At 60.8% G+C, this 24,447-nt stretch carries 24 protein-coding genes and 2 tRNA genes; 19 read left to right on the forward strand and 7 right to left on the reverse strand.

From position 1 onward, the window contains the following. Positions 1–660 (forward strand): NAD(P)H-binding protein, encoded by a 660-nt coding sequence (locus KRX51_RS02775; protein ID WP_218361418.1) that lies wholly within the window; start codon positions 1–3, stop codon positions 658–660. A gap of 6 nt (positions 661–666) precedes the next feature. Here the strand turns inward: KRX51_RS02775 and KRX51_RS02780 are convergent, their stop codons facing one another. After that, entirely contained in the window at positions 667–1,986 is a 1,320-nt protein-coding gene (locus KRX51_RS02780; RefSeq protein ID WP_218361419.1) for an AarF/ABC1/UbiB kinase family protein, read from the reverse strand. Positions 1,987–2,010: 24 nt separating this feature from the next. Then, complete coding sequence (locus tag KRX51_RS02785) at positions 2,011–2,832, reverse strand: hypothetical protein (protein WP_218361420.1); 822 nt, start codon at positions 2,830–2,832, stop codon at positions 2,011–2,013. Positions 2,833–2,925: 93 nt separating this feature from the next. On the opposite strand from KRX51_RS02785, the gene KRX51_RS02790 reads away from it, so the two are divergent. Next, a complete protein-coding gene (locus tag KRX51_RS02790) occupies positions 2,926–3,453 on the forward strand; it encodes a YgjP-like metallopeptidase domain-containing protein (RefSeq protein WP_218361421.1) in 528 nt (175 codons plus the stop codon). On the opposite strand, the gene KRX51_RS02795 is transcribed toward KRX51_RS02790, so the two are convergent. Next, the gene (locus KRX51_RS02795; RefSeq protein WP_218361422.1) at positions 3,450–4,853 is read right to left on the reverse strand and encodes a zinc-dependent metalloprotease; all 1,404 of its coding nucleotides are present in this window, start codon (positions 4,851–4,853) and stop codon (positions 3,450–3,452) included. The two genes, KRX51_RS02790 and KRX51_RS02795, sit on opposite strands and share 4 nt — an antisense overlap. Positions 4,854–4,961: 108 nt before the next feature. On the opposite strand from KRX51_RS02795, the gene KRX51_RS02800 reads away from it, so the two are divergent. Next, the gene (locus KRX51_RS02800) at positions 4,962–5,984 is read left to right on the forward strand and encodes a PDZ domain-containing protein (protein ID WP_255549355.1); all 1,023 of its coding nucleotides are present in this window, start codon (positions 4,962–4,964) and stop codon (positions 5,982–5,984) included. On the opposite strand, the gene KRX51_RS02805 is transcribed toward KRX51_RS02800, so the two are convergent. The 3 genes from KRX51_RS02805 to KRX51_RS02815 are packed head-to-tail and all read right to left on the reverse strand — an operon-like array spanning position 5,981 to position 8,095. Further along, complete coding sequence (locus KRX51_RS02805) at positions 5,981–7,381, reverse strand: sodium:alanine symporter family protein (protein ID WP_255549356.1); 1,401 nt, start codon at positions 7,379–7,381, stop codon at positions 5,981–5,983. The two genes, KRX51_RS02800 and KRX51_RS02805, sit on opposite strands and share 4 nt — an antisense overlap. 49 nt (positions 7,382–7,430) lie before the next feature. Next, entirely contained in the window at positions 7,431–7,781 is a 351-nt protein-coding gene (locus tag KRX51_RS02810; protein WP_218361425.1) for a CrcB family protein, read from the reverse strand. Next, positions 7,778–8,095 (reverse strand): CrcB family protein, encoded by a 318-nt coding sequence (locus KRX51_RS02815; RefSeq protein ID WP_255549357.1) that lies wholly within the window; start codon positions 8,093–8,095, stop codon positions 7,778–7,780. The genes KRX51_RS02810 and KRX51_RS02815 overlap by 4 nt, the downstream gene beginning before the upstream one ends. Positions 8,096–8,215: 120 nt before the next feature. Between KRX51_RS02815 and pgm the strand changes: the two genes are divergently transcribed. From pgm to KRX51_RS02850, 7 genes are all read left to right on the forward strand, one after another. Continuing rightward, positions 8,216–9,868 carry a phosphoglucomutase (alpha-D-glucose-1,6-bisphosphate-dependent) gene (gene pgm / locus KRX51_RS02820; RefSeq protein WP_218361426.1) on the forward strand — a complete coding sequence of 551 codons (1,653 nt, stop codon included), beginning with the start codon at positions 8,216–8,218 and terminating at the stop codon, positions 9,866–9,868. A 17-nt stretch (positions 9,869–9,885) separates the two neighbouring features. Further along, entirely contained in the window at positions 9,886–10,335 is a 450-nt protein-coding gene (locus KRX51_RS02825; protein ID WP_218361427.1) for a MauE/DoxX family redox-associated membrane protein, read from the forward strand. 90 nt (positions 10,336–10,425) lie between these two features. After that, on the forward strand, positions 10,426–11,157 hold the full coding sequence (locus KRX51_RS02830; RefSeq protein WP_218361428.1) for a thioredoxin domain-containing protein: 732 nt from the start codon (positions 10,426–10,428) through the stop codon (positions 11,155–11,157). A gap of 105 nt (positions 11,158–11,262) precedes the next feature. Further along, positions 11,263–11,335, forward strand: a tRNA-Ala gene (locus KRX51_RS02835). Positions 11,336–11,423: 88 nt separating this feature from the next. Further along, positions 11,424–11,499: transfer RNA gene (locus tag KRX51_RS02840), tRNA-Ala, on the forward strand. A 140-nt stretch (positions 11,500–11,639) separates the two neighbouring features. Next, positions 11,640–12,194, forward strand: coding sequence for a hypothetical protein (locus KRX51_RS02845; RefSeq protein WP_218361429.1), 555 nt, complete (start codon positions 11,640–11,642; stop codon positions 12,192–12,194). Between the two features lie 112 nt (positions 12,195–12,306). Continuing rightward, entirely contained in the window at positions 12,307–12,735 is a 429-nt protein-coding gene (locus KRX51_RS02850; RefSeq protein WP_218361430.1) for a pyridoxamine 5'-phosphate oxidase family protein, read from the forward strand. Positions 12,736–12,741: 6 nt separating this feature from the next. Here KRX51_RS02850 and nadE read toward each other — a convergent pair whose 3' ends face one another. Beyond that, positions 12,742–13,569 (reverse strand): ammonia-dependent NAD(+) synthetase, encoded by an 828-nt coding sequence (nadE, locus tag KRX51_RS02855; protein ID WP_218361431.1) that lies wholly within the window; start codon positions 13,567–13,569, stop codon positions 12,742–12,744. A 78-nt stretch (positions 13,570–13,647) separates the two neighbouring features. On the opposite strand from nadE, the gene KRX51_RS02860 reads away from it, so the two are divergent. The 9 genes from KRX51_RS02860 to KRX51_RS02900 all read left to right on the forward strand — a co-directional run bounded on the left by KRX51_RS02860 (position 13,648) and on the right by KRX51_RS02900 (position 24,361). Beyond that, positions 13,648–14,985: a sugar porter family MFS transporter gene (locus KRX51_RS02860; RefSeq protein WP_218362245.1), complete on the forward strand. Its 1,338-nt coding sequence runs from the start codon at positions 13,648–13,650 to the stop codon at positions 14,983–14,985. Positions 14,986–15,155: 170 nt separating this feature from the next. Further along, positions 15,156–15,278: a type B 50S ribosomal protein L36 gene (gene ykgO, locus KRX51_RS02865; RefSeq protein WP_005288826.1), complete on the forward strand. Its 123-nt coding sequence runs from the start codon at positions 15,156–15,158 to the stop codon at positions 15,276–15,278. 437 nt (positions 15,279–15,715) lie between these two features. Beyond that, positions 15,716–15,940 carry a glutaredoxin-like protein NrdH gene (nrdH, locus tag KRX51_RS02870; protein WP_218361432.1) on the forward strand — a complete coding sequence of 75 codons (225 nt, stop codon included), beginning with the start codon at positions 15,716–15,718 and terminating at the stop codon, positions 15,938–15,940. 58 nt (positions 15,941–15,998) lie between these two features. Then, positions 15,999–16,451 carry a class Ib ribonucleoside-diphosphate reductase assembly flavoprotein NrdI gene (gene nrdI, locus KRX51_RS02875; protein WP_218361433.1) on the forward strand — a complete coding sequence of 151 codons (453 nt, stop codon included), beginning with the start codon at positions 15,999–16,001 and terminating at the stop codon, positions 16,449–16,451. A gap of 192 nt (positions 16,452–16,643) precedes the next feature. Next, on the forward strand, positions 16,644–18,749 hold the full coding sequence (nrdE, locus tag KRX51_RS02880) for a class 1b ribonucleoside-diphosphate reductase subunit alpha (RefSeq protein ID WP_218361434.1): 2,106 nt from the start codon (positions 16,644–16,646) through the stop codon (positions 18,747–18,749). A gap of 152 nt (positions 18,750–18,901) precedes the next feature. Further along, positions 18,902–19,924 carry a class 1b ribonucleoside-diphosphate reductase subunit beta gene (nrdF, locus tag KRX51_RS02885; RefSeq protein WP_218361435.1) on the forward strand — a complete coding sequence of 341 codons (1,023 nt, stop codon included), beginning with the start codon at positions 18,902–18,904 and terminating at the stop codon, positions 19,922–19,924. A gap of 325 nt (positions 19,925–20,249) precedes the next feature. After that, positions 20,250–21,950, forward strand: a complete 1,701-nt coding sequence (gene ctaD / locus KRX51_RS02890) for a cytochrome c oxidase subunit I (protein ID WP_218361436.1) — start codon at positions 20,250–20,252, stop codon at positions 21,948–21,950. Between the two features lie 342 nt (positions 21,951–22,292). Continuing rightward, a complete protein-coding gene (gene serB, locus KRX51_RS02895) occupies positions 22,293–23,570 on the forward strand; it encodes a phosphoserine phosphatase SerB (protein WP_370624997.1) in 1,278 nt (425 codons plus the stop codon). Continuing rightward, the gene (locus tag KRX51_RS02900; RefSeq protein WP_218361437.1) at positions 23,570–24,361 is read left to right on the forward strand and encodes an aminoacyl-tRNA hydrolase; all 792 of its coding nucleotides are present in this window, start codon (positions 23,570–23,572) and stop codon (positions 24,359–24,361) included. The genes serB and KRX51_RS02900 overlap by 1 nt, the downstream gene beginning before the upstream one ends. The last annotated feature ends 86 nt before the right edge of the window (positions 24,362–24,447 follow it).

A 24,447-nucleotide genomic window follows, 5' to 3' on the forward strand; every position in this document is an offset into this window, starting at 1 on the left:
ATGCGTATTACCGTTATTGGAGCCCATGGAAAGATCGCGCTGCAGGCCCTGCCGCAGCTCGTCAACGCCGGACATACCGTCACCGGCGTTATCCGCAACCCCGACCACGCCGACGAGATTGCCGCTACCGGCGCCATGCCGAAGGTCGCAGATATCGAAACCCTCGACGGCAATGGGTTCACCGACCTGCTTGCCGACGCTGAACTGGTCATCTTCTCCGCCGGGGCTGGCGGCGGCAACCCGAAGCGCACCAAGGCCGTCGACCATGACGCCGCCATCGCCACGATGAACCACGCCCCCGAGGGCACCGGCTACATCATGGTGTCCTACTGGGGAGCCTCTACTGACCACGGCGTTCCCGAAGATCACGATTTCTTCCCCTACGCCGAGGCTAAGGGCAAAGCTGACCAGCACCTGCGCGATTCCGGCCATAATTACGTCATCGTCATGCCTGGGATGCTCAACGACAATCCGGTCGGCACCGTGTACCTGGGGAGCGGCTCCGGCGAAGCAGACGTGGAGCGCACCACCTCCCGCGCCACTGTGGCAGCCACCCTGGCCGGGGTGGTGGAGCGTTTCGACGCTCTCGCCAACCGGGACTTGGGTGTACTCGACGGCGACGAGGATCTCGCCACCGCCCTCGATAACGCCGCCAACTAAGCCCGGTTACTGCCCGCCCCAGCCGTCTTGGCTGCCCAGCATCTCTGGGTAGTGGCGGGCAATGACCTGCCGGTAGGGTGCGGGCGCCTCCAATTGGGACAGCACCGCCACCGCACCGGCAAGTACGCGGTGGATCATCGAATACTCCGGGGGCATTCCGAATTTGCGGGACAGTTTCGACTCCGCCGACGTCGGGTCCATAAAGGGGTGCATCACCCGGCGCAGCCACTCCACCGTGAACACGAAATCATCGTGCTCTAATGGTTCGGCAAAGGGCGCTAGAAAAGCCGCCACATCCTCCGAGGACACCTCACCGACTTTTGTGGTGTCCAGGTACCCGTACTGCCGCGCAAGGTTGACGAGATCATCACGCCGCCCATCGACCGTGGCTGTTACGAGCTCAATCAACGGGCGGGGCAGCCCGTCGGGAAGCTGCTGGCAGGCACCGAAATCGATAACCGCCAGAGTGCCGTCGGCACGCAATAAGAAATTGCCCGGGTGCGGGTCGGTATGCATACGACGCACCAGTTGCGGTGAAGAAAACTCGAATACTGTCAGCGCCTCCGCAGCCCGGGAACGACGCTGCAAATCGCCGCTTTGAATCACGCTGGTCAGCCGCTCACCGTCGACCCATTCCCCAACCAGCACCTGCGGGGCGCAGGCGTAGACCTGGGGCACATAAATCAGTGGTTCCCTGCCGTCGGCATAGGCGGCGTGGAAAGCACGCTGATGGGCGGCTTCACTGCGGTAATCCAATTCCTCCAACACAGAATCCGCAATCGCCTTCATCAGCCCCGACATATTCACCCCCGGCGCCATGCGCTGCAATACCGGAGTGAGGAAACGCAGCTGCCGCAAATCCGAACGGATTGCCTTATCCGCGCCTGGGTACTGAATCTTCACCGCCACCTCATCACCATTGGACCAGGTAGCACGATGCACCTGGCCAATAGAAGCAGCCGCGACGGGCTCATCGCTGAACTCACGGAAATGCTTGTGCCAATCAGCCCCCAACTGGCGCTGCAGCACCTTATGCACTGAACCGGTCGGCAGCGGCGGGGCCTCAGCCTGCAAGGAACTTAGCGTCGGGCCCACGATCTCGGCCAGCTCCTCAGGGAGCACCGGGGAGAAAATCGACAGGGCCTGACCAACCTTCATCGCCCCACCCTTGAGCTCCCCAAGCACAGCGGTGAGCTGCCGGGTGGTGTCCACCAGGTTGGTTTCCCGGCCACGGCGACGCAGACTGCGCGCACCCGCACCTAACGGCACCCCAGCGAGCTTGGCGGTTCGGAAAACGCTGGAACCGGAAACAGACGAATCGCTCATGGGCGCCATTGTGCCCGCCCCGGCCTACATCGTGCAGACCGGACAATGCCGATGCGGGGTTATCGCCCGCACACCCGGTGCCAATCCCACCGGATCAACCTCCACCTCCACACCACGTAACGCCCGGCCATCGCCCAGGTGCGTCAGCAACGTCGCAATGGTGGCATCAATGACCTCACAGCGAGCACTGGGTTGGGCCGAACGCAACTGCAGCGACAATAAAGGCCGAGCCGGGTCGGCGTCCTCCAAATGCCGCTCCGCGCACGCCGGGCACGCCGCACCATCATGAGTCACCCACGGCCCCAACACCCCACGACCATCACGAAGCCGCGCACTGACATGCGGCATCCCCACCCGGCGCAATAACTGCAATAAAGCCACATCCGGCACCGCCAACCCCGCCAGCACCACCAACTGGGCTTTGCTGGTCCCACTGCGCTGCAGCCACGTCGCGGTCCTACTGCCCGGCGCCCGGGCCGTAGCAGCGCCGCCTTTGGCGATGATGGCGTCCACCAGCCGGTCGCGCAGCACACCGGCGCCGATCACCGCCACCGTGGGCCACTGCGGATAATCCCCATGCCGGGCCAGGCCCGCAGCAACTAAGTCCACCAATAATTGCTGCACCGTGTGCCGCTCCAGCCCGGAGGTGGTCAGCGCAGTCGCCAGCGGCATGTCAGGGCGCGGAAAAACCCGTAAATCATCCAATAAGGCCTTGAGCACCTGGCCTGGGGCGACAGCGTCGGGAAGCTGAAATACCAACGCGCGCTTCGGATCGACACCAAACTGGATGCGATTTCCTGGGCGCAATAGCACCTGCGCGCCCAGGGTCATCCGCACATCACTCACATACACCACCCCCGTGCGATATTTCCCCCGCAGATACCAAAGCACATCGGCGCGTATCCCTCCACCGCACAGGGCCTTGTCTACGCTGGTGGCATGACAGGCAAGCGCCCCGACTACGGCCCGGACATTGAAGTCCGGCGTTCCAAGCGGCGCAAACGCACCTACCAAGCCCGCGCCGAAGGCAACCGGGTCATCGTTATGGCCCCAGCTGATATTGATCCGCGCCAAGAACGCCGTGAGGTTCTTGAACTGGTCGAACGGGTCCGCAATAAATCCTCAAACCGCCTGGATAATGCTGCCCTGGAACGTCGTGCACGCACACTTGCGGACACAGTGCTAGGCGGGCGCCCGGAATTTGAATCCATCAAATGGGTGCGCACCATGTCGCGGCGGTGGGCGTCGGTAAGCATGCACCCCAACCGGATCCGTGTCTCCCACCGGCTGGCTGACGTGCCCGATTATGTGCTTGACGACGTCATCATCCACGAACTGGTGCACACATTCATTCCCGGCGGGCACACCCCAGAATTTTGGGAATGGGCCGCCAAGGCCCCGCAACACGAACGCGCCCGGGGCTACCTTGAGGCCTACCAACGCTGGGGTAGTGACAGCCGCGACTAGCTATCGCCGTTATCGTCCTGCTGATTATCCTTCGGGGTTTCGCCGTTTTGTTCCCGACGCATCTGTTCTTCCAGCTCAGCGATGGGGTCGAAATCATCGCCCTCCTGGCCGCCGATAACACCGTCGATAAAGCCAGCCGGGGAATCCAGGTCCTCGGCCACCGGCAGGAAATCGGAGTGATCCCACACCTGGTCGCGGCGTTCCATCCCGGCGGCGGTGGTCAGGCGACGCCACAGCTCAGCGGCCTCACGGACCTTCGGCGCACCGAGATCAATGCCGGTGGACTTCTTCAAAGCCTGCTCGGCGCCCTCAGTGGCGCGTCGGCGCCGCCAGGCCTCATCAAGCTGATTCGCGCCCGGTAGTCGATCCCCCAGGGCGTCCATCACCACAACATCCACCCAGCCCTCAACCAGGGCCAATAGAGTTTCCAGGCGGGTGCGGGCATGCTCATTGGCGGAACGGATCTGCGGGGAGAAGTCCATATTCTGCAGCCGCTCCATGGCCTCCTGCATCCGGGCCGGGTCCTGTAGCACCTCCGGGCTGATCTCCCGGGAGGCCTCCTCAATCTGGGAATAATCCAACTCAAGGCCAGCGGCGTACTCCTCCACCGAGGAGATCATGCGCTCCGCCAGCCACGGCACCCGGTCGTAGAGGCGCTGGTGGGCGGCCTCGCGGGCGCAGGCGTAGACCAGCATTTCACGCTCGGGAAGTTCAAGTTCTTTCGCCAGATCCCGCAGGTGGCGCGGCAAAAGCACCGCAGCGCCCGAGGTGGCCAGCGGCAGGCCGAACTCGGAGCCGGTCAGGGCACTGTTGGCGATATCGGCTAATGAGCCGCCCAGCTGAACACCGAAATTCATCGAGTTCATCCGGTTCAACATGCCCATCATCGGGCCCATCACCTGGCGGGCCTCCTCAGGCATGGACTCCGTTGAGGCATCGCTCATCCGCTTAGCAACGGGGTCAACGATGCGCTTCCAGGTCGGCATGGTGTGCTCGAGCCACTGGGTGGCGTTCCAGCCCTCCGCCCGGTTCGCACCGGCAGGCAGGGTCGTGGCCTGGTCCAGCCAGACCTCAGCCAGGCGCAGCGCATCGGTTAAGGCGGTGACGTCGGATTCGCGTACCGGATCTTGGTTACCGATTTTCTGGCGCGCAATGCGCTCGGCGACCTCGTGATTAACCGGGGCAGAGCCATCTCCCATGGACTGGCCAACGCCGGAAAGCATCTGCCCAAACTGGTTGAGCAGCTCGCCTAAATTCGGTTCATTCTTGCCGGAACCGGAACCGCCAAAGCCGCCCATCGGGAAGCCGAAGAAACCGAACGGGTTATTGCCGCCCGGGTTGTTCTTGCCCTCCTCATCGTCGTCATCGCCAGGGGTGAAGCCGAAACCACGGTTAGTCATGAGCGCCAGCGTACCGGCGTCCCCGGTGCTACTGCAGGCACGGCGCACCTATCCGCTAACGGCGATCAGCCTGCGTCGCCGGTATCGTGGCTGGGCGTGAACCGTCGAATGTCTACTCTCCTTGTTGGTGCCGTGCCGATCGTGGGCCTTGGTGCATTACTGCTGTCCCCAGCCGCCGTTGTGCCGTATGCCGCCGAAGGCCCCGGGCCGGTAGTCAATGTGCTGGGTGATTACGAAGGTAAACCCATCGTGGATATCAAGGGCGCAGACGTCGATGAGGCCGCCACCGGTGAGATCGACATGACCACCGTGGCCGTCGGGCACCGGCTCAACCTGCCCCAAGCACTGTCATTATGGGCTGATGAGAACTACGACCTGGTTCCCATTGAGGCGATCTTCCCGCCCGGGATGAGCGAGGAAGAGGTCGATGAGCGCAACACTTTGATGTTCGACCAGTCCGAAGCCAATGCCACAGCAGCGGCGATGAAAGAACTGGACTACCCCTTGGAAGTCTCGGTGGGCACGGTGCTTGACGACGGGGCCGCTAAAAATGTGCTCCAACAAGGCGACATCATTATTGCCGTCGATGGCAAGAAAATGTTCAACCCCCGCGCGGTGCAGGACGCCATTAACCGCTACGCCCCGGGGGATAGTGTGACGGTGACTGTGCGCCGCGAAGGCAAAGTCATCGACCAGGACGTGACGCTGGGGGAGAACCCGGAGAACCCCAAGCGCGGCCAGCTGGGTATCGCCGTGATGGCTAAGCCCGCCAACGGTGTGGACATTAATTACAACGTCTCCGGTATCGGCGGGCCGAGCGCCGGGCTGGTACTGACCTTGGCGATTATCGACAAACTCACCGAGGGAGACTTAACCGGAGGCAAGCACGTCGCCGGTACCGGAACAATTGACGGCGCCGGCGTGGTCGGCCCGATTGGTGGCATTACGCACAAGATCGCAGCCGCTAAGGCCGAGGGGGCGGATTTTTTCCTCGTCCCCGACGATAACTGCGCTGAGGCGCTGACCGCGGATGCTGGGGATATGCAGCTCTATGCGGTCACCGACGTACAAGAAGCGCTCAGCGTGCTGGATGATCCAGCAACCGCTGAGCGCTGTGGGGCCGGCAGCTAAGCCACCTTCTGCTGCTTCTCCCATTCGGCTACCTGTTCCGCAGTGGCCCGCAGCTGCGGGTCGAAGTCCAGGTAGGCCTTGGTTTCGCGGGCGATGAGGCCGGAGAGAATCACAAGGCCGATGAGGTTTGGTACCGCCATCAGGCCGTTGAGGGCGCCAGACAGTGCCCACACCGTCTGCAGCTGGGTGGTCGCACCGATAAACACCACCACGGTGAAGATGCTGCGGTAGGGCCGAATGCCGACCCGGCCGACGAGGGACTCGAAGGAGCGCTCACCGTAGTAGGACCAGCCCAGGATGGTGGAGAAGGCGAAGAAGACCACGGACAGGGCAACTACCGAGTCGCCCCAGTGCCCGGGCAGGCCAGCGGAGAAGGCGCGGGCGGTCATCGCACCGGCGTCGCCTCCGTCCTGCCACACACCGGTCGTGATGATGACCAGGCCGGTGAAGGTGACCACGACGATGGTGTCAATGAAGGTCTGGGTCATCGACACCAGGCCCTGACGCACCGGGTGGAATGTCTTCGCCGCGGAGGCGGCAATCGCTGCCGAACCCATACCGGACTCATTGGAGAACAGGCCGCGGGCAACACCCATCTGGATGACCAGGATGATGCCAGCACCAGCGAAACCACCAGCGGCGGCGGTACCAGTGAAGGCGTCGGTGAAGATGAGGGCCAGCGCAGCCGGCACATCGGCGATATTGACGATGAGAACCCAGATGGCGGCACCGATGTAGAGCACGATCATCAACGGCACGAATGCGGACGTGACCTTGCCGATGGCCTTAATGCCGCCGAGCAGCACCGCACCGGTGGCCACGAACAGCACAGCACCAGCGGCGACCGGGTCCACGCCGAAGGCGGATTCCAAGTTCGAGGCCACAGCATTGGCCTGAGTGAGGTTGCCGATGCCGAAGGCAGCCAGGGAAGCGAAGACCGCGAAGAGCACGCCAAGGGTGGTGCCGACCGGGCCGGGGATGGCGTTACGCAGGTAGATCTGCGGGCCGCCGAGCTGTTCCCCAGCCGAGTCAGTCTTGCGGAAGCGGACACCGAGGAAGGACTCGGAGTACTTCGAGGCCATGCCGACGAGGCCGGTGATCCACATCCAGAACAGGGCGCCGGGGCCACCGGTACCAATAGCGGTGGCCACACCGACGATATTGCCCACACCGACGGTGGCGGCCAGGGCGGTTGCCAGTGCTTCGTACTGGCTGATATCGCCCTCACCGCCCTCGTCGGAGCGTTCCATCAGGCCAAGACGAAGAGCAGGACGCAGTTTGCGTAGCTGCAACAGGCCCAGGCGGATGGTGAGCCACAAGCCGGTGCCCAATAGCAGCGGAATGAGGAGGAATGGACTCCACACAAACGCTTCGATATTTGAGAAAAGTTCAGACATATCCAAAACCATATAAGGCTGTCCTGCGCTTTTCGTCGGCTATGGCGGATTATCCGGCCAGAAAGGTCCCAAAAAGCGTGCCGACGTAGGCGCCGATAAGCCCAGCGGCCACTGTGAACAGTAAGTATGTCAATCCGGCGCGGTAGTGGCCGAGGCGAATGTCTTCACCGATCTGGGCGGCCAATGTGGACCACGTCGATAAAGCCCCGGCCACACCAGCGCCCAGGCCGGCCATGACAACCGGGCTGAAACTGTCGAACCCGATGAGTGCGCCAAGCACAACGCTGGCGGCCGTATTAGCGATGAAGATGCCGACCTTGCCGCGCCGGGCTAAGAGTTGGCGGATAACCGCACCGAGCGCGCCACCAATGGCGATAGCGATAAGCGTTGCTGTGGTCATCGCTCATCCGCCCACGCGTGCGTGACCAGGTATGCCGCCGGGCAGGCAATAATTGTTGCTACTGCGGCGGCGATATTGGCGTCGGCAAGCACCACAAAAGTGGAGAAACTGGTGAAGCCGCCCAAGAACCCCGGGCCGATAAAGAACCAGGCTTTGGTGCCCGCAAAATACTCAGTGGTCAGGCCCATTACGGCGCAACCGACGATATTGATAATCACAAGTGACCACGCCGAATCGGACAGAAACACCGCCCGACTCAGCGCCCCTGTGGCACCGCCGGCGGCGGTGAGAAGCAGCTCCACCAACGTCATCATGGGGGAGAGGGTACGCCCACCCTGCGCGCGACAAAGAAAACGGGAACACTAGTCAGTAAGGATTCCCGCCAACAATGCCCCATGAGCCCAATAGCTCACTGCCGGGGCCCAGGAGGAAACATGGCACATGAACGCGCCGGCCAGTTAGCTCAGCCCAGTGATCTGGTCGATATCTCGTCTCTCGTTTCGGCGTACTACACCCGTCACCCTGAGCCCGGTAACCCCGACCAGGCGGTGACCTTCGGCACGTCCGGTCACCGTGGTTCCTCGCTGGATACCGCCTTCAACGAGGACCATATCCACGCCACCACCCAGGCGATTGTGGACTACCGCACTGGCCAGAAGATTGCCGGGCCGCTGTTTTTGGGCCGCGATACCCACGCCCTATCCGCCCCGGCGATGCTGTCCGCCATCGAAGTGCTTGTCGCTAATGACGTGCAGGTCATGGTCGATGCCGATGATCGTTTCACCCCGACCCCGGCGGTTAGCCACGCCATTTTGCAGCATAATCGCGACCTGCCCGGTGGCCCGACCGGCACTGACACCAAGCGTGCCGACGGCATTGTGGTCACCCCGTCTCATAATCCGCCGCGCGATGGTGGTTTTAAGTACAACCCGCCTTCGGGTGGGCCTGCCGACGCTGAGGCGACTGACTGGATTGCCAAGCGCGCCAATGAGTACATCGCCGATGGCATGAAGGGTGTGCAGCGCGTCGGTGTCGATGAGGCCAAGGACGCCGTCAGCAAGTACGACTTCAAGGGCAATTATGTTGCTGACCTGCCCAATGTGGTCGATATTGATGCTATTCGGGAGGCCGGTGTGCGCATTGGTGCTGACCCCATGGGTGGCGCCTCGGTGGATTACTGGGCCGCTATTGCGGAGACGCATAATCTCAACCTCACCGTGGTCAACCCGCAGGTCGACCCGACGTGGCGGTTCATGACGCTGGATACTGACGGCAAGATCCGGATGGATTGTTCCAGCCCGAACTCGATGGCTTCCTTGGTGGGTAACCGCGATAAGTACGACATCGCCACCGGCAATGATGCCGACGCGGACCGCCACGGCATCGTCACCCCGGACCAGGGGCTGATGAACCCCAACCACTACTTAGCGGTGGCCATTGACTACCTCTTCGCCAACCGCCCAGGCTGGGGGGAGAACACCGCAGTGGGTAAGACCCTGGTGTCCTCGTCGATGATTGACCGTGTTGTCGGCAACCTGGGTCGCACGCTTGTTGAGGTGCCGGTGGGCTTCAAGTGGTTCGTGCCCGGCCTGCTCGATGGTTCCGTGGGCTTCGGTGGTGAGGAATCCGCTGGTGCGTCTTTCCTGCGTCATGACGGCACGGTGTGGTCCACCGATAAGGACGGCATCATCATGGACCTGCTCGCCGCGGAGATCATCGCCAAGACCGGTAAGACCCCATCGCAGCGCTACGCCGAGCTCGTCAACGAGTTCGGTGACCCGGCCTACGCGCGTACCGACGCTGAGGCCAACCGGGAGCAGAAGGCCATCTTGAAGAAGCTGTCTCCCGAGCAGGTCACTGCGGACACCCTGGCCGGCGAGCCGATTACCGCCAAGCTCACCGAGGCTCCCGGGAATGGCGCCGCGATTGGTGGGCTGAAGGTGACCACGGAGAATGCGTGGTTCGCCGCGCGCCCGTCCGGTACGGAGGACAAGTACAAGATTTACGCTGAGTCCTTCAAGGGCGAAGACCACCTCAAGCAGGTTCAGGATGAAGCAGCTGCGCTCGTGGGCGAGGTTTTGAAGTAACCAGTAGATTCGATCACGTGAATAATCTCGGTACCGCAATCAGCGCCCTCGCCCGGTTCGGCCTCGCGGGGGTGTGGTTGTGGTCTGGATTCGTCAAGTTATTGAATCCGTTGGATACCCGCCAGGCGATCGCTGCCTACGAGCTTGTGCCCGTGGACTTCCTGGAAACCCTGGCGGTGCTGCTGCCTGCGGTGGAGCTGATCCTGGGCCTGATGTTGCTGCTGGGTGTTTTTATCCGCTGTGCAGGTGTTATCTCGGCGCTCATCATTGTGGCGTTCCTGATCGGGATCGGCTCGGCGTGGGCGCGCGGGCTCACTATCGACTGTGGTTGTTTTGGTGGCGGCGGCCAGAATCCTGAGGCCGATGCCAGCACCTACGTAGTCGAGATGCTTCGCGACCTTGTCTTCCTCGCTATGGCTGGCATTACTGTGTGGCGCCCGTTTACCCGCCTGTCGGTGCATGCCTGACCACGAAAGATTGCGGTAGGTGAGCAGACTCGCGGCTGTTTGGTGCTGGTCTAGGTCCCTAATCCACCCCAGGCGGGGTACGGTATCGGCGTGAGTAAGAAAATTAAGGACCCCAACGCCAAAAGCTCCGGCTTCGTAGTCGGATTGATCGCGCTCGTCGCCATCGTTGCGGCTGTTATTGCCGCAGTGTTCTACTTCGGCCAAAAGGAGAGCAGCGAAGACCTTCCCGGTGACGAGGTCAATTTCACCGTCAGTGCTGATAACGGTGTTATCACTCTGGCTAAGGACGGCGCCGAGGACGCGACCACTGCCGCGGTGTATGAGGACTTCTCTTGTCACTACTGCGCGGAGATGTCTGTCGGCGGGCATGCCGACGAGCTCGCCGCGTTGAATAACGGTGACATGGTGGTGGAATACCGCCTCCTGAACTTCCTCGATGGTGGCGCTGAGGGTCACTCGACCCGCGCTCTGGCTGTGATGAATCGCATTGCTGAGACCGGCGACGCGCACCTGTTCTGGAATTTCCACACGCTGCTCATGCGTGACCAGCAGGGCGCAGCAAGCTGGGATTTCGCTGACTACGCCGATCAGATCGACAAGATGGGCGGCGATGATGAACTCGTCGATGACGTCAAGGACGGACTCGATATGAAGGCTGCCGCCACGATCGGCAAGGCCAATGGCGAGAACCTGAAGAAGACGCTGGACACTGACAGTGTCACCAGCCCGCATGTTGTCGTTGACGGCAAGGACATCTTGCTTAATGCCCCCAATGGTGGTCTCGGCGAATGGGTCAAGCTGGTTCTCGACGCTGGTAAGTAACTCTACTGAGCGACACCTCACCTGGGGTTTTGGTAAAACTTCAGATGACGTGTAGCTTAATTTGAGTCGCAACGGCGCTTCTGTTTTAGGTAGCGTCGCTGCAACGGGGCTATGGCGCAGCTGGTAGCGCACCACACTGGCAGTGTGGGGGTCACGGGTTCGAGTCCCGTTAGCTCCACTGTGTTCACCGAGTAATCGGTGGGCCAATATCACCGGGTCTGGTGAGAAATTAAGAAAATAAGCAGGACCACGCGCAAGCGTGTTTCGGGGCTATGGCGCAGCTGGTAGCGCACCACACTGGCAGTGTGGGGGTCACGGGTTCGAGTCCCGTTAGCTCCACCATTTTCTTGCAGAAGAGGCTGCTGGCGTTGTTGTACAACAACGTCAGCAGCCTTTTTGGTATCTCACCTGCGCAACTGATTATTGCGTTATTGCGCAAATAGGGGTTGTGTACCGCCCCGGTGTGGTTTAGATTGCTTGCAATGTTTACCCACTGGTTCGGCAGAAAAAAGTCGAATAACGCCATCCGCGTGCGCTGCCGACATGAGGCATGCCATGCGGTTGTCGCTATGGCTTATGGCCTTCCCGTGGAGCACATAGAGGTACGGCCACATAGTGGCAGTGGGGGATCGACCCACTGGCGCACTATGCCCGCCGTCGCCCATGGTCGTTATCGCAGTCGCGGAGCTGTTGTTGAGGACTATATGAAGTTCCTGGCAGTCATGGTCGCTGCTGATGTCGGGACAATTGGCGTCGACGAGCATCGCGAGCGGTCGTGTTGCAGTGATGCACTCGATGCCGCTGCCTTGGCCCAGCACATGGTGGCAAGCGGTATCCGGCCTGAGGCGCTTGCACCGGACTGCGGCCCGGACTCACTGTTGTCCTTGGCGCGGCTGAAAGCGCTGGAAAAGATAGAAAAACACGCAGCAGTCGTCGACCGGATAACAGAGCTGTTGCTACGTAACCAGGAGCTCAGTTTCGAAACCCTTGACCCCATCGCCGCACGCGTGTGGGCTGAGGAAGACGGACGCTTCTAGGCCTGCCTGCCGGGCTCCTCGACCAGCTCACGGCCCTGGGTGAAGGTGTGCCCGGGCGCAGGATTGGGTTCATCCTCCCCACACCGCCGCAACGGGTGTAACAATGGAACCTATGAGTGAAACTGACGACGTCATCACCAAGCTGACAGACGAAGAATCCCTAGAACTGCTGTCGACCCAGCACTTCGGTCGCCTCGTCGTGCGTCGTGCCGACGATATGGACATCTTCCCGCTGAACTACGTGGTCCATGAGGGCGAGATTTACTTCCGCACCGCGGAAGGCTCCAAATTGTTCTCGCTGACACTGAATAATGACGTGCTCTTCGAAGCGGACAACGTTGACCAGGGAAAGTCGGAGGCCTGGTCTGTTGTGGTGAAGGGCGAGGCGCGAGTGCTGCAGTCCAATGCCGAGATTGAGGCTGCGGATGAGCTCGAGTTGCGCCCCTGGTTGCCGACGCTCAAATACAACTATGTTGTGGTGGCTCCGAGGGATATTTCTGGCCGTAAGTTTCAGTTGGGCGAAGAGCCTGAGCGTTACTAGATAGCGTTAGCAGCGCCACCAGTTAGCCGACGGGCCTGGCGGGGTAGTCCGCTTGTGCCGGCTGATGCGGTGGAGGTGCTCAATGCGCTGCGCGTCGCCCTCGGCTATCTCACCACCGGTTAAGTACGTATCTATTGCCTGGTAGGTCACGCCGAGGGCTTCTTCGTCGGGAAGTGCGGGGCGGTCTTCCTCAAGGTCGGCGGTGGGGACTTTCTGCCAGGTTGCTTCCGGGGCGCCTAGTTCGCGCAGCAGTGCGGCGCCTTGGGACTTATTCAGCCCCTCAAGTGGCACCAGGTCGCAGGCCCCATCGCCGAATTTGGTGTAGAAACCGGTGACTGCTTCGGCGGCATGGTCAGTGCCTACCACGAGCATGTTGTGTTGGCCGGCAATGGCGTATTGGGCGACCATGCGCATCCTCGCTTTAACGTTGCCTTTATTGAAATCAGTCAGCTCCGGTAGGCCTAGTGCTTCGGAGACTGCGTTGTCCATTGCGTTGGTTGTGCTGGCGATATTGACTGTCACAGTCCGGTCGGGCGCGATGAATCGCAGCGCCGCCTGGGCGTCATCCTCGTCGGCTTGTACTGCGTAGGGCAGGCGTACGGCGATGAATTCGGCCTCGCCACCGTCGGCACGCACCTGTTCAACAGCTAATTGGCACAGCCGGCCGGCCAGGGTGGAGTCCTGCCCGCCGGAGATTCCCAGCACAAAACCCTTCGCGCCGGTGGTGGTCAGATAATCGCGCAGGAAGGCAATTCGGGCGCGTATTTCGGCGGCAGGATCGATGGTGTCGCGGACGTGGAGTTCGTCGATAATGCTGCGCTGGGTTGAGTCCATGTGGCCAGGGTACTCGGGGGTTGGCACAATACGTCTGTGTCTAAATCTGTTGCCGTCGGCAAGCCCGACGAAACCGCTGTGTTCAGTAACCGGCGTGCCATTGGTGTCGCCATCATTGCCGCGTTAGGTGGTTTGCTCTTCGGCTACGACACCGGCGTGATCTCCGGTGCGTTGCTGTTCATCACGAAATCCTTCGAACTCACTCCGGCTGAGGAATCCACCATCACCGCCATGTTGCTTGCCGGGGCGGCGGTGGGTGCGCTGGCCGGTGGTCGCATTGCCGACGCTATTGGCAGGCGAGCGACGATTCTGCTCGGTGCGGTGGGTTTTGTTGCCGGCTCGGTGTGGTGTGCGCTGGCTGCTGACGCCTTTCACCTTGGTGCGGGCCGCACACTGCTGGGCCTGTGTATCGGCGCGGTGTCGATTGTGGTGCCGATGTACCTATCTGAGATGGCCCCGCCGGCCATTCGCGGTCGCCTGGTGAGCCTGAACTCACTGATGATCGTCATCGGCCAGTTGGTGGCGTTTTTGACGAACTCGGCGCTGGCCTCTTCCGGATCGTGGCGCTGGATGCTGGGCTTGGGCGCAGTACCGGGCCTAGTGCTGCTGATTGGTATGGCGATGCTGCCTGATACTCCGGCGCAGCTGGCTCGTCGCGGCCAGACTGATAAGGCGCTGCGCGTGTTGCGGGCAATGCGTGGGCCCAACGCGACCATGGATGATATCGAGGTCGCTGAGCAGTCCGTGGCCGATGGTGGTCGTCGTAGGGAATGGGCGCAGCTGAAGACTCCGTGGATTCGCCGATCCGTGATTATCGCCATGATTATCGGTGTGGTGCAGCAGATCACCGGCGTCAATGCGATTGTGTACTTCGCCCCGACGATGATGAACCGGGTTGGGCTGTCGGCCGAGAACTCGGTGTACACCTCCATTCTGATTGGCACCGTGTCGGTGATTATGTGTGCCATTGGCATGATGATTGTCGACCACGTGGGCCGGCGCCGGATTTTGCTGGTGGGCCTGGCTGGTTGTTCGCTGTCGCTGGTCGGTGTTGCTGTGGTCTACCGGATTGCTGCTGATTCGACTGCTGCGGCGTTGGCGGCGTTGGGTCTGATGACGTTGTTTATTGCCTTCCAGCAGGCTGCTGTTTCCGTCGTCACGTGGCTGCTGATTTCTGAGCTGGTTCCGGAGCAGGTGCGTGGCATTGGTATGGGCATGGCTGGCCTGGCGTTGTGGGTGGCTAACTGGGTGGTTGCGCAGACGTTCTTGCCGCTGGTTGACACCATTGGCGGGCCGTGGTCCTTCGTGTGCTTTGCGGTGCTGTCCGCTGCGGCGTTCGTGTTCACCTTTACGCAGGTTCCGGAGACTACTGGTCGGACGTTGGCGCAGGTCCAGGAGGATATGCGTAAGGGATAGGGGGCCTTTGGTGCGTGCCGACGGTGGTGGCTGGTTTTGGTTTGCGGCCATTTGGTGCGCTACGATGCCAACTCGTGTTCTGACGTCAGGATTGTGACGTCACGATGAGCGTGGCCGAGGCATTGTGCTGGCCCGCGAGACAAGCTCGAATCGACAGAAAGGAGCGCCCGATGAAGGTCCGTAAGTCCCTTCGGTCGCTGAAGAACAAGCCGGGCGCCCAGGTCGTGCGTCGTCACGGCAAGGTCTACGTCATTAACAAGAAGGATCCGCGTTTCAAGGCTCGTCAGGGCTAAATCGTGTGATGTGCTCGCGGTAACGTGAGTTGCAGGGCCGCACTTGGGTTGTACCCGGGTGCGGCTTTTCTTATGTCCACGGGGTCGGCGCGCCGCCGGTGTGACTGATGTTAACTGGTGTGGTGTGGCCCGAAAGGGGGTAGCGCCCAACTGGCAAAACGGTATTTGAGGGCCGGATTACATGATTGTGAGTAGGGAAATCGGCCTTTCTGGGCGGCGAATTACAAGGTTGTGACTGCCAAGCGCGCAATATCTAGTGCTCTGCATTCTGGTGAGCTGGGAATATCACACTTGTAACTACTACATGTAGTACCACTAGACGGATGTAGGCCCAATGTGTAGTGTTTTGTCTTGTCGCGCCCAGGACGGCACGGCCCGCCCCAGACAGTGTTCGCTGGGGCTGCAGCATTACTTACAGATGTGAGGAAACAGGGGTCATGGTCACCGTTTACAGCAAGCCCGCCTGCGTTCAGTGCCGAGCCACCACCCGTGCGCTCGACAAGGCCGGCATCTCCTACGACGTCGTCGACATCAGCATTGACGACGAGGCGCGTGACTACGTCATGGCGATGGGCCACCTGCAGGTCCCGGTTGTTGATACCGGAGACGAAATGTGGGCCGGTTTCCGCCCCGACCGCATCAAAGCTATCCAGGCCGCCTAAACCGCGCCCGGCACACACCGCGCAACCAGGCCACAACGAAGGGGAGAGGCCAGAGACCATGCTCATTGTGTACTTCTCCTCAGCTACCGGAAACACCAAACGCTTCGTCGAGAAGCTAGGGATGGACGCTAAAGCCATCCCACTGCGCAAAACGGACGACGATCTTTTCGTCGATGAGCCGTACGTGTTGGTCTGTCCGACCTATGGGGGAGGGGCCTCGATCTCTGGTGGGAATACCCGCCCGGTGCCGCCCCAGGTCATTCGTTTTCTCAATAATGAACACAATCGACGTTTTATCCGCGGCGTTATCGCCGCGGGGAACTCCAATTTCGGCGCCGATTTTGGCCTAGCTGGCGACATCATCGCCAAGAAATGCCAGGTGCCATATCTTTACCGTTTCGAGCTCATGGGCAATGACGAAGACGTCGCGATTGTCCGCCACGGGCTCGAACAATTCGCGCAACAACACCACGATAAGGATGGCGCTGATAGCACCAAGCGCAGCGCCTAAGGACCACTCCGGCAATGGGCGGAGTGGTCCGTTCCAGTTCCACAGCGGAACTGGCCGCGCGACCTCAACTAATCCCAATTTGTAATAACGATTTTGGCGCGGTCCAGTGTGGCCGCGCCCCACACCACCTAAGGGAGAATCAGGGTGACTGATAAGGGCAGAACTGTGCCGGAACCACAAGGCGCAAACGAGATGGATTATCACGCACTCAATGCGTTGCTGAACCTCTACGACGATGATGGGAAGATCCAGTTCGACAAGGATCGCCAGGCTGCACGTCAGTACTTCCTGCAGCACATCAACCAGAACACCGTCTTCTTCCACAACCTCAAGGAGAAGATCGACTACCTGGTCGAGAATAAGTACTACGACCCCGAGATCATTGATAAGTACGAGTTCGACGACATCAAGGACCTGTTCAAGCAGGCCTACGCGCACAAGTTCCGCTTCAAGAGCTTCCTTGGCGCGTATAAGTACTACACCTCGTACACCCTGAAGACCTTCGACGGTAAGCGCTACCTGGAGCGTTATGAAGACCGCGTGTGCATGGTTGCGCTCACGCTTGCCGACGGTGACCTCGACCTGGCCAAGGAACTTGTCGACGAGATCATCGGCGGACGCTTCCAGCCGGCCACCCCGACGTTCCTCAACTCCGGTAAGGCCCAGCGCGGCGAGCCGGTGAGCTGCTTCCTGCTGCGCATCGAGGACAATATGGAGTCCATCGGCCGGGCCGTGAACTCCTCCTTGCAGCTGTCTAAGCGCGGCGGCGGTGTCGCCCTGCTGCTGTCGAACCTGCGTGAGATGGGTGCGCCCATTAAGCACATCGAGAACCAGTCGTCCGGTGTCATCCCGGTGATGAAGCTGCTGGAGGACTCGTTCTCCTACGCTAACCAGCTCGGTGCCCGGCAGGGCGCTGGTGCGGTCTACCTGCACGCGCACCACCCGGACATCATGCGTTTCCTCGACACCAAGCGTGAGAACGCGGACGAGAAGATCCGCATTAAGTCGCTGTCGTTGGGTGTGGTCATCCCGGATATCACCTTCGAGCTGGCCAAGAATAACGACGACATGTACCTGTTCAGCCCGTACGACGTGGAGCGTGTCTACGGGGTGCCCTTCGCTGACGTCAATGTCACGGAGAATTACGCGGATATGGTCGAAGATCCGCGCATTAAGAAGAAGAAGATCAACGCGCGCGCCTTCTTCCAGACGTTGGCCGAGATCCAGTTCGAGTCCGGTTACCCGTACATCATGTTCGAGGACACCGTGAACCGGGCTAATCCCATCGAAGGCCGGATCACCCAGTCCAACCTGTGCTCGGAGATTCTCCAGGTCGCTACTCCGTCGATCTATAACGAGGACCTGACCTATAAGCAGGTCGGTGAGGATATTTCCTGCAACCTGGGCTCGATGAATATCGCCCAGGCGATGGATTCGCCGAACTTCTCCAAGACCATCGAGACCGCCATCCGCGGGTTGACCGCAGTGTCGGACCAGACTTCCATCGACTCTGTGCCGTCCATCCGGGAAGGCAATGACAAGTCGCACTCCATCGGTCTGGGCCAGATGAACCTGCATGGCTACTTGGGCCGGGAGCACATCTACTACGGCTCCGAAGAGGGCATCGACTTCACCAATATGTACTTCTACGCGGTGGCGTACGAGGCTATTAAGGCCTCCAACACCATTGCCAAGGAACGCGGCAAACCCTTCGCGGACTTTGAAACGTCCGACTACGCCAACGGTTCCTTCTTCGATAAGTACATCGATGGCGACTGGACCCCGAAGACTGAGCGGGTCCGCGAGCTCTTCGACAACTCCACGGTGCATCTGCCGACTCCCGACGACTGGCGGGAGCTGCGTGACTCAGTGCAGAAGTACGGCATTTACAACCGGTACCTCCAGGCGGTGCCGCCGACGGGTTCGATCTCGTATATCAATAACTCCACCTCGTCGATCCACCCGATTGCCTCCAAGATCGAGATCCGTAAGGAAGGCAAGATCGGTCGTGTCTACTACCCGGCACCGCATATGGATAACGACAACCTGGAGTACTTCCAGGACGCCTATGAGGTCGGTTACGAGAAGATCATCGACACCTATGCCGCTGCTACCCAGCACGTCGACCAGGGCTTGTCGTTGACGCTGTTCTTCAAGGACACCGCCACCACCCGCGATATCAACCGCGCCCAGATTTACGCCTGGCGTAAGGGCATCAAGACCATTTACTACATCCGCTTGCGACAGGTTGCCCTCGAAGGCACCGAGGTCACCGGCTGTGTGAGCTGCATGCTCTAAGTAGATAAGGAATGACGCGCAACCCCGGGAGCCAATATGCTCCCGGGGTTGCGTGAAGGATGACCCAGCGCTGGAGATTCCCGCCACCACTGAACCGGGCCAGCCATACGCGTTAGACTCACCCCAATAAAGCACCGTCGAGAGGATCGACCATGACCGTCAACCGCGAAGATTGCCCGCCGGCAACCCCGGCGCACCGTGAGAAGCACCCGGAATCCAAGGCGTGCCCAATTTCAGCCATCGACTGGAACACCATCCCCGATGAGAAGGATCTCGAGGTCTGGGACCGCCTGACCGGTAATTTCTGGTTGCCGGAGAAGGTGCCGCTGTCCAATGACCTGAAGTCCTGGCACACCCTCAATGAGCTGGAACAGCAGACCACTATGCGGGTGTTTACTGGTCTGACGATGCTGGATACTATCCAGGGCACCGTCGGGGCGGTTTCCTTGCTTCCCGACGCACTGACCCCGCACGAAGAGGCGGTGTACACCAATATCGCCTTCATGGAGTCGGTGCACGCGAAGAGCTACTCTTCGATCTTCCAGACTCTGGCTTCTACCCCGGAGATTAACGAGGCTTTCCGCTGGAGCGAGGAAAACGAGAACCTTCAGAAGAAGGGGCAGATCATTCTCGACTATTACGAGGGTGAGGACCCGCAGAAGCGCAAGGTCGCTTCTGTCTGCCTGGAGTCGTTCCTGTTCTACTCTGGCTTCTACTTGCCGATGTACTGGTCCAGCCACGCCAAGCTGACCAATACTGCCGATATCATTCGCCTGATCATCCGTGACGAGGCTGTGCACGGCTACTACATCGGCTACAAGTACCAGAAGAATCTGGAGCTGCTGTCCTCGAAGGAAGCCGAAGAGCTCAAGGACTACACCTTCGACCTGTTGCTTGACCTCTATGACAACGAGTGCCAGTACACCGAAGATATGTACGACGAGCTGGGCTGGACCGAAGATGTCAAGCGCTTCTTGCGGTACAACGCCAATAAGGCACTGAATAACCTTGGTTATGAAGGTCTGTTCCCGGCCGATGAGACTCGCGTGTCTCCGGCCATCCTGTCGGCTTTGTCGCCCAATGCCGACGAGAACCATGACTTCTTCTCCGGGGCCGGTTCGTCCTATGTCATGGGCAAGGCCGAGTCGACCGAAGATGAGGACTGGGACTTCTAAGAAACCTCGCTGCAGGCCGGGGAGTAGCTAATACCCCCGTTAAGGGTAAGGAACACTCAGGAAACTTATGGTCCTGCCCAGCTCAACAGTGCAGCTTAAGGTAATTCTTAGTAAAAATTTCAGGTTCGACCCCAAATGGCCGCGCCCCGCTGGGGCGTCGCCGCCTTAACTTTTCCACAGGTTCCCTATACACTCTGTTCCAAGTGGCAGCAGTGCCCCTGTCTTCGTCGCCTGTGCGCATAAGACAGAGGCATCGGTGCCAAGGCAGCACTCGAATTTCGGTATTCCGCATTATTTAGCGGGTATCGCGTAGTCAGGAGGAAGAATGACTGCAGTATCGCCGCGACCCAGTCAGGAAGTGACTGAGGTTGAGCGTCCTGCGCCTTTCGGTCACTCCCGTAAGGGCAACTGGGCGTGGGAAATGCTGACGACGACGGACCATAAGAAGCTCGGCATCATGTACATCGTGATGAGCTTCACGTTCTTCTTCATCGGCGGTCTCATGGCCCTGCTCATCCGCGCTGAGTTGTTCCAGCCGGGCCTTCAGTTCCTATCCAACGAGCAGTTCAACCAGCTGTTCACCATGCACGGCACGGTGATGCTGCTGCTGTTCGGTACCCCGATTGTGTGGGGTTTCGCTAACTACATCCTTCCGTTGCAGATCGGTGCCCCCGACGTGGCATTCCCGCGTCTGAACGCCTTCGGCTTCTGGCTGACCACCATCGGTGGCATCCTTATGCTGTCGGGCTTCCTCACCCCGGGTGGCGCTGCTGACTTCGGCTGGACCATGTACTCCCCGCTGTCCGACTCCATCCACTCTCCGAGCGTTGGCGCGGACCTGTGGATCGTCGGTGTTGGCGTCGGTGGTGTGGGCACCATTGCTTCCGCCATCAACATGATCACCACCGTGCTGTGCCTCCGCGCACCCGGTATGACCACCTTCCGCATGCCGATCTTCACCTGGAACATCATGGTGACCTCGATCCTGGCACTGCTTATCTTCCCGGTTCTGACCGCCGCCGCTCTTGGCGTGCTCTACGACCGCAAGCTCGGTGGCCACATCTACGACCCGGCCAACGGTGGCTCCATCCTGTGGCAGCACCTCTTCTGGTTCTTCGGTCACCCCGAGGTCTACGTGCTGCTGCTGCCCTTCGTCGGCATCATCACCGAGGTTGTTCCGGTGTTCTCCCGTAAGCCGCTGTTCGGCTACGCCGGCATGGTCTTCGCGACCCTGTCGATTGCTGGCCTGTCCATGGCTGTGTGGGCTCACCACATGTTCGTCACCGGTGCTGTCCTGCTGCCGTTCTTCTCCTTCATGACCTTCCTGATTTCGGTGCCCACCGGTGTGAAGTTCTTCAACTGGCTCGGCACCATGTGGAAGGGTCACCTGACCTTCGAAACCCCGATCATCTTCGCTCTGGGCTTCATCGTGACCTTCCTCTTCGGTGGTCTGACCGGCATCATGATGGCCTCCCCGCCGCTGGACTTCCACATCTCGGATACCTACTTCATCGTCGCGCACTTCCACTACACCCTCTTCGGCACCCTGGTGTTCGCCTCCTACTCGGGCGTGTACTTCTGGTTCCCGAAGATGACCGGTCGCATGCTCGACGAGAAGCTTGGCAAGCTCCACTTCTGGCTGACCTTCATCGGCTTCCACTCCACCTTCCTCGTCCAGCACTGGCTGGGTAACGAAGGTATGCCGCGTCGTTACGCCGACTACCTGGCTACCGATGGCTGGACCACCCTGAACATGATTTCCACGGTTGGTTCCTTCATCCTCGGTATCTCGGTCCTGCCGTTCATCTGGAACGTCTTCAAGTCCATCCGTTACGGCGAGGTCGTCACTGTCGATGACCCGTGGGGCTACGGCAACTCCCTCGAGTGGGCCACCTCCTGCCCGCCGCCGCGCCACAACTTCACCTCCATGCCGCGTATCCGCTCCGAGCGCCCCGCGTTCGAGCTGCACTACCCGCACATGGTCGAGCGCATGCGTGCCGAGGCCCACGTCGGCCCCCAGCTCTAAGCCAGCAGGCATAGCTGTTAGCTGCCAGCAGCTATAGCTGCTACCGCGCCCCCAACCACACCGGTTGGGGGCGCGGTTTTGTCTGCTGCCGGGCCTGTGCGCCCGGTCTCAGCAAGGATCCGTACCTTTTGCGCAGATCCGTGCGAAATTCCGTACGGATCTGCGCAAACGGTACGGATCTGCCATCACAGCGCCCCGCCGAGCAGCGCAGCGCCGCGCCGAGCCCCGCCGAGCAGCGCCGCGCCGAGCCCCGCCGAGCAGCGCCCCGCCGAGCAGAGCAGCGCAGCGCCGAACCCACACCCACATCGCGCGACCCACGCCGCGGTTTGCGATACTCAACCCGTGAGCACCGACATTTCTAATGCCCCATCGGATATCTCGACCGTGGCCCTGCCCGACGGATTCGTTCGCGCAGTAGTCACCGCCACCGGCGCCGACCGGCCCGGCGTCTCAGCCGCTTTCTTCCGGGTACTCTCCGCCCACGGCGCGCAGCTACTCGACGTCGAACAGGCCGTCTTCCGGGAACGCCTCTCGCTTGCCACCCTCATCGGCGTGCGCGGCGACAAACTCGACACGATGTCCTCCGGGCTGCAGGAAACCCTGCGCAGTTATGGCATGACGGTGCGGGTATCCACAGACGCGGCCAATTCCACCCGGCACGCCTCAACCCACGCTGTTGTCGTGCTGGGCAACCCGGTGACCGCCGCCAATATCTCCCGCCTCGGCCAGGTGCTGGCCGACTATGGGGCCAATATCGACACCATCCGCGGTATCGCTGACTATCCCGTAACCGGCCTGGAGCTCAAGGTCACCATCGCCAACCCCAAACCAGGTGGCGGTGTCCCGCTGCGTAAGGCCCTGGCTGAGCTAGCACTGGACTCCGGTCTTGATATTGCGATCGAGCGCGATGGTTTGCAGCGTCGCTCCAAACGCCTGATCTGCTTCGATGTGGACTCCACCCTCATCACCGGTGAGGTCATCGAGATGCTCGCCGCCCACGCTGGTCGTGAGGCCGAGGTTGCTGCTGTGACCGAACGCGCCATGCGCGGCGAGCTTGATTTCGCCGAGTCCCTGCATGAGCGGGTCAAGGCCCTGGCCGGTCTGCCGGAATCCGTGCTGCACGAGGTCAGTAACCAGGTCGAGCTCACCCCGGGTGCGCGGACCACGATTCGTACTCTGAAACGGCTGGGCTATAAAACCGGTGCGGTCTCTGGTGGCTTTATTCAGATTCTGAAGCCGTTGGCGGAAGACCTCGGCCTGGACTTCTACCGCGCTAATACCTTGGAAATTGTTGACGGCAAGCTCACCGGCCGGGTTATCGGCGATGTGGTTGACCGGCAGGAAAAGGCCCGCAGCATCAAGGAATTCGCCGCCGAATCCGGTCTGGTGATGCACCAGACGGTGGCCGTTGGTGATGGCGCCAATGATATTGACATGCTTTCCGTGGCCGGCCTGGGCATTGCTTTTAACGCCAAGCCGGCGCTCAAGGAGGTCGCGGATACCTCGGTGAATAATCCGTTCCTTGATGAGGTGCTGTTCTTCCTCGGTATTACCCGCGATGAGATTGAGCACGCCGACCGCGAGGACGGCACCCTGCGCCGGGTGCCGCTTGAGCAGTAATGGGCGATATTCCCGCCTGGTTTGTATCCGCCTATGCGTTGCTGCGCACCACCCAGCAGCGCAGCGGGTGGGAGGACCCGAATCGGCCTGAGACCGTCCGGGCTATGCCGATGGTGTTGCGGATAGAAAAGGCTAACCCGCCGCAGCGGATTGCGTTGCTTCAGGCTGCTGGTGCCTCGGTTGCGCTGGCGTGCTTGCACCCCTTGGCTGCCGAACCGGAGCCTGGCAGTGCCGACGATGGCGCCTACCGGGAGGCATTGGCCTGCTGGTACGGCGCCCGGATCCGCAAGATTGCCCGCCGGGCGCGGGGGAAGAAGTGGCGTGATGTGCAGGCTGTTGCCGGTGCTACCGCAGAGGACCAGGGCGCGCAGGTGCGGTCGTTTATTCCCGGCCCACTAGATGAGGTCGACCCGCGCATCGGGAAACTACAAATCAGCGGCACCGATATTGAACCAGCAGGGCAGCAACCCCCACTTCAGCACAACCGCCCGACGATTTATATCGACGCCGACCTTGGCATGAGCGTCGGTAAGGCCGCAGCCCAGGTGGGTCACGCGGCGATGCTTCTGGCCGCAGAGTTGCCGATTGAGCGGGTGTGGGCCTGGTGGGAGAGTGGGTGCGAAGTCAATGTGCGCGAAGTGCCGCGCGAGGTATTCCAGGCGATTGCCGATACAGCCCTAGTTCGTGTCGCTGATGCTGGCTATACCGAGGTCGCCCCCGGCTCGGTGACTGTGTGCGCCGTCGACGCCATCGATGCCAGCGACGCCACCGACGCCGCGGCGGCTGGGTGACGCGCCGGGGATGGGGCGCAAGGGCCGTCGGTAAGCGAATAAAGCCGAACCCCAGGCTCGGGAACCGTATTTACGGCACCAAGCCC

This window comes from Corynebacterium sp. TAE3-ERU12 (genome assembly GCF_019209905.1).
GTDB lineage: Bacteria > Actinomycetota > Actinomycetes > Mycobacteriales > Mycobacteriaceae > Corynebacterium.

Coding starts and splice junctions, on each gene's coding strand:
- KRX51_RS02775 (WP_218361418.1), top strand. CDS start 1: ATGCGTATTACCGTTATTGGAGCCCATGGAAAGATCGCGCTGCAGGCC.
- KRX51_RS02780 (WP_218361419.1), bottom strand. CDS start 1,986: ATGAGCGATTCGTCTGTTTCCGGTTCCAGCGTTTTCCGAACCGCCAAG.
- KRX51_RS02790 (WP_218361421.1), top strand. CDS start 2,926: ATGACAGGCAAGCGCCCCGACTACGGCCCGGACATTGAAGTCCGGCGT.
- KRX51_RS02795 (WP_218361422.1), bottom strand. CDS start 4,853: ATGACTAACCGTGGTTTCGGCTTCACCCCTGGCGATGACGACGATGAG.
- KRX51_RS02800 (WP_255549355.1), top strand. CDS start 4,962: ATGTCTACTCTCCTTGTTGGTGCCGTGCCGATCGTGGGCCTTGGTGCA.
- KRX51_RS02805 (WP_255549356.1), bottom strand. CDS start 7,381: ATGTCTGAACTTTTCTCAAATATCGAAGCGTTTGTGTGGAGTCCATTC.
- KRX51_RS02810 (WP_218361425.1), bottom strand. CDS start 7,781: ATGACCACAGCAACGCTTATCGCTATCGCCATTGGTGGCGCGCTCGGT.
- KRX51_RS02815 (WP_255549357.1), bottom strand. CDS start 8,095: ATGATGACGTTGGTGGAGCTGCTTCTCACCGCCGCCGGCGGTGCCACA.
- pgm (WP_218361426.1), top strand. CDS start 8,216: ATGGCACATGAACGCGCCGGCCAGTTAGCTCAGCCCAGTGATCTGGTC.
- KRX51_RS02845 (WP_218361429.1), top strand. CDS start 11,640: ATGTTTACCCACTGGTTCGGCAGAAAAAAGTCGAATAACGCCATCCGC.
- KRX51_RS02850 (WP_218361430.1), top strand. CDS start 12,307: ATGAGTGAAACTGACGACGTCATCACCAAGCTGACAGACGAAGAATCC.
- nadE (WP_218361431.1), bottom strand. CDS start 13,569: ATGGACTCAACCCAGCGCAGCATTATCGACGAACTCCACGTCCGCGAC.
- ykgO (WP_005288826.1), top strand. CDS start 15,156: ATGAAGGTCCGTAAGTCCCTTCGGTCGCTGAAGAACAAGCCGGGCGCC.
- nrdH (WP_218361432.1), top strand. CDS start 15,716: ATGGTCACCGTTTACAGCAAGCCCGCCTGCGTTCAGTGCCGAGCCACC.
- nrdI (WP_218361433.1), top strand. CDS start 15,999: ATGCTCATTGTGTACTTCTCCTCAGCTACCGGAAACACCAAACGCTTC.
- nrdE (WP_218361434.1), top strand. CDS start 16,644: ATGGATTATCACGCACTCAATGCGTTGCTGAACCTCTACGACGATGAT.
- nrdF (WP_218361435.1), top strand. CDS start 18,902: ATGACCGTCAACCGCGAAGATTGCCCGCCGGCAACCCCGGCGCACCGT.
- ctaD (WP_218361436.1), top strand. CDS start 20,250: ATGACTGCAGTATCGCCGCGACCCAGTCAGGAAGTGACTGAGGTTGAG.
- KRX51_RS02900 (WP_218361437.1), top strand. CDS start 23,570: ATGGGCGATATTCCCGCCTGGTTTGTATCCGCCTATGCGTTGCTGCGC.